3 protein-coding genes are annotated in these 3,185 nt (G+C 73.4%); 2 read left to right on the forward strand and 1 reads right to left on the reverse strand.

Going from position 1 to position 3,185, the window contains the following annotated elements; all coding sequences use genetic code 11:
* Window positions 1-159: 159 nt before the first annotated feature.
* Window positions 160-1,224, forward strand: coding sequence for a hypothetical protein (locus E0D90_RS24635; RefSeq protein ID WP_227870482.1), 1,065 nt, complete (start codon window positions 160-162; stop codon window positions 1,222-1,224).
* A gap of 16 nt (window positions 1,225-1,240) precedes the next feature.
* Here E0D90_RS24635 and E0D90_RS24640 read toward each other — a convergent pair whose 3' ends face one another.
* Complete coding sequence (locus E0D90_RS24640; RefSeq protein WP_130800148.1) at window positions 1,241-2,032, reverse strand: TetR/AcrR family transcriptional regulator; 792 nt, start codon at window positions 2,030-2,032, stop codon at window positions 1,241-1,243.
* Window positions 2,033-2,191: 159 nt separating this feature from the next.
* On the opposite strand from E0D90_RS24640, the gene E0D90_RS24645 reads away from it, so the two are divergent.
* Window positions 2,192-3,185 (forward strand): ATP-binding cassette domain-containing protein (locus E0D90_RS24645; protein ID WP_130800149.1); only part of this gene is annotated, 994 nt, incomplete at its 3' end.

The raw sequence follows: 3,185 nt of genomic DNA on the forward strand, positions 1-3,185 counted from the left end.
TCTTCCTCCTCTTCCCGCTCCCCCTCCCCCTCCCCCGACTCCCGCATCCCCGCACACAGCAAGGAGGCACCGCGTGCACTCCCGCCCGCCGGCCGCCGGCCCCGGCCGGTTCACCGGGCCACCCGCCGCGATCACGCGCCCGGATGGCAGGCTGGGGCCATGGGTCTGACCTGGAGTCCGCAGCGCCGGAGCCCGCGGCGGCTCGCCGCGACGCTGGCCGTCCTCGCGATCACCGTGCTGCCCCTCGCCCGGGCCACGCCGGCCGTGGCGGCGGGAGCCGAGGTGCCGGAGGAGTTCGTCCTGGAGGACCCCCGGATCACCGAGTCCAGCGGCCTCCAGGCCAGTCACCGTCACCCGGGCGTCTACTGGACGCACAACGACAGCGACTACGCTCCCGAGATCTACGGCGTCGACAGCTCCACCGGGCAGACCGTAGCCACCATCACCCTCCAGGGCGTCGAGTTCCGGGACGTCGAGGCCATCCACCTCGGTCCCGACGGTGACCTGTGGGTCGGCGACATCGGGGACAACTTCGACGGCGGCTGGCCGCATGTCTGGATCTACCGCTTCGCCGAGCCGGCCGAGCTGACGGACACCGCGCTGACCCCCACCGTGTACACCGTTCAGTACGACGACGGCCCGCGCGACGCCGAGGCGTTGATGGTCGACCCCGTCACCGGGCTGGTCCACCTCGCCAGCAAGAAGCGCGACGGCAGCGGCGCGGTCTACGCCCAGCCCGAGCAGTTGACCACCGAGGGCGTCAACACCTTCACGCGGATCTACGACACCGACCTGTGGGTCACCGACGGCGCCTTCTCGCCCGACGGCTCGCGGCTGCTGCTGCGCGGCTACTTCGGCGCGGAGATGTTCCGCTGGGAGGACGGTTCACCCGAGCCGATCGGCCTGGTGCGGGTCCCGATCCAGCCGCAGGGCGAGTCGGTGACCTTCACCCCGGACGGCCGCACCCTGATGTTCGGCTCGGAGGGCGAGAAATCCCTGGTCAAGCCGGTGGAACTGGAGGGTGAGTACCTCCCGGACGACGTGCTCGCCCGGGACCGCGCCGAGGAGGGCGACGGCGAGGGAGACGGGGCCGCCGACGGTTCGGGCTCCGGCGAGGCCGACGCGGACGAGGGCAACGGGCTGCTGCTGTACGTCGCGGTCGGACTGGCCCTGATGGTGGCGTTCGGCGCCTTCGGCAGGTCGGGGCGGAAGAAGGGCGACTGAACGGCGCGACGGGTGTTCAGTCGCACCCGGGAGCGGCCTGCGGCGGCTGCGGACGGTCCGCCGCGGCGGCCACGATCCCGGCGAGCCCGTCCAGCAGGGGGCCGAGGCCGAACCGCATCATCTCCAGGCCGCCGATCGCGAACGCCTGCTCGTCCAGCCCCGCGACCTGCGGAAAGGCACCGCTGGCCATGGCGGTCTCCATGGCCGGTGCCTGGGCGGCCCAGAATTCCTCATCGCTGACCCCGGTCTCCTCCGCCACCCGCTGCTGGAGCACGTGGGTGCGGGCCGAGCCCGCGACGAAGTGCTCGACGGTCAGGATCATGCCGACGCGTTCCCGGGTGGTGAGCCCGAGGCCGTCCAGCAGCCGCAGGGTGTGGTCCAGGGAGGCCATCGCACCCGGGCCGAGCACCGGCCGGGACTGGTTGACCTGGAGCAGCCAGGGGTGCGCGGTGTACAGCTCCCAGGTGCCCTCGGCGACCGCCTCCAGTCCCTCACGCCAGGCCAGGCCGTCGAGGTGGACCGCGTGCTCGTCGCCGGTGCCGACGACGTGGTCGAGCATGAGGTCCAGCAGCTCGCCCTTGCCGGGCACGTAGCGGTAGAGCGACATGGTGCCGACGCCGAGTTCGGCGGCGACCTTCCGCATCGAGAGCGCCTCCAGCCCTTCGCGGTCCGCGAGGGTGACGGCGGCGGCGACGATTCCCTCCAGGGACAGGCCGGGGCGCGGCCCGCGGCCGGTCGGCTCCTTGCCGCGCCAGAGCAGTTCCATGCTGCGGCTGACGTCGCCGCTGCCGCTGTGCGCCGTGCTCATCGGGGCCCGTCCGCTGTGGTCATCGTGGCGCAATCCTAGGCCCTGCCCCGAGTGCGTACGTCGTACGCCTGGACATGTGGGTACGTCGTACGCAATGCTGGGTACGCTGTACTCAGTGCCGGTCGGGGCTGCCCGCCGGACGGACGTGGGGGAGTGAACATGGGCGTGTCCACGTACTCGGTCGAGGTGGAGGGGCTGCGCAAGCGCTACGGCGACAAGGTCGCGGTGGACGGTCTGGACCTGCACGTCCGGCGCGGCACCGTACTGGGCCTGCTCGGGCCCAACGGCGCCGGCAAGACCACCACCGTCCGCATCCTCGCCACGCTGACCCGGCCGGACTCCGGCCGCGCCGTGGTCGGCGGCCGGAGCGTCACCGCCGACCCGCGCGGGGTGCGCCGCCGGATCGGGATGACCGGTCAGAACGTCGCTGTGGACGACGTCCTGACCGCCCGCCAGAACCTGGAGATGTTCGGCAGGCTGTTCCACCTCGACCGGCGCGCGGCCCGGGCGCGCGCCGACGAACTGCTGGAGAGATTCGGGCTGACGGACGCCGCGCACCGGCCGCCGGGCGGTTTCAGCGGCGGCATGCGGCGGCGGCTGGACCTCGCCGCCGGCATGATCCTCGCCCCCGAGGTGCTGTTCCTCGACGAGCCGACCACCGGCCTCGACCCACGCGGACGCACCGAGGTCTGGGACGCGGTCCGGGCCCTGGCGGCCGCCGGTACCACCGTGCTGCTCACCACCCACTACCTCGACGAGGCCGACAGGCTCTCGGACCGCATCGCCCTCATCGACCACGGCCGCAACGTGACGGAGGACACGCCGGCCGCCCTCAAGCGAGCCGTCGGCGGCGACCGCCTTGAGATCGTGCTCCAGGACCCGGCCGACCTCCCGGCCGCCGTCCGGCTGCTCGCGCGCGTCAGCGGGGGAGTGGAACCGCAGGCCGACACGGCGGAGCTGCGCGTGCACGCCCCGGTCACCGACGGGGTCGCGGCGCTGACCGAGGTCGCGGGCGCCCTGCGCGCGGACGGCCTGACCGTCACCGACCTCGGGCTGCGCCGCCCCACCCTGGACGACGTCTTCCTGCGGCTCACCGGCCGCGCCGCCGACGCACCGGACGGCGCGGCCGGTGAGCCGCAGGAAGACGTCGTCC

Origin of the sequence: Streptomyces otsuchiensis (assembly GCF_004305975.1) — a bacterium.
Taxonomy (GTDB): domain Bacteria; phylum Actinomycetota; class Actinomycetes; order Streptomycetales; family Streptomycetaceae; genus Streptomyces; species Streptomyces otsuchiensis.

Bases quoted from the DNA above. Each gene is read 5' to 3' on its own strand.
- E0D90_RS24635 (WP_227870482.1), top strand. From the start codon at position 160: ATGGGTCTGACCTGGAGTCCGCAGCGCCGGAGCCCGCGGCGGCTCGCC.
- E0D90_RS24640 (WP_130800148.1), bottom strand. From the start codon at position 2,032: ATGAGCACGGCGCACAGCGGCAGCGGCGACGTCAGCCGCAGCATGGAA.